This window comes from Pantoea sp. SIMBA_079 (assembly GCF_046940275.1).
Lineage (GTDB): Bacteria > Pseudomonadota > Gammaproteobacteria > Enterobacterales > Enterobacteriaceae > Pantoea > Pantoea borealis.
Genome location: NZ_JAWRYR010000702.1, coordinates 1 through 248 on the forward strand (window position 1 = coordinate 1; position 248 = coordinate 248).

The following is a 248-nucleotide window of genomic DNA, read 5'->3' on the forward strand; positions in this document are numbered from 1 at the left end:
CTGCGGACGAACTCGACCGCGGCGACTTCGACCTGGCTCTCGACGCCAGCGGACACCCTGTCGCGATCACGCAGGCGATCGAGGCGCTCGGTATGCGCGGGCGCCTCGTGCAGATGGGTGTGGCCTCGCCGACCGCCACGGTCGCGCTCAGCCCGTACGAGGTGTTCGCCAAGGAGCTGAGCATCATCGGCTCGAACTCACTGGCCGAGAAGTACGAGGAGTCGGCCGCGAGGATGGTCGACCTGCAG

General features: G+C 68.1%; 1 protein-coding gene. It reads left to right on the forward strand.

From position 1 onward, the window contains the following. A partial coding sequence (locus SB719_RS21765) for a zinc-binding dehydrogenase (protein ID WP_412159974.1) occupies positions 1 to 248 on the forward strand: 248 nt, incomplete at both ends.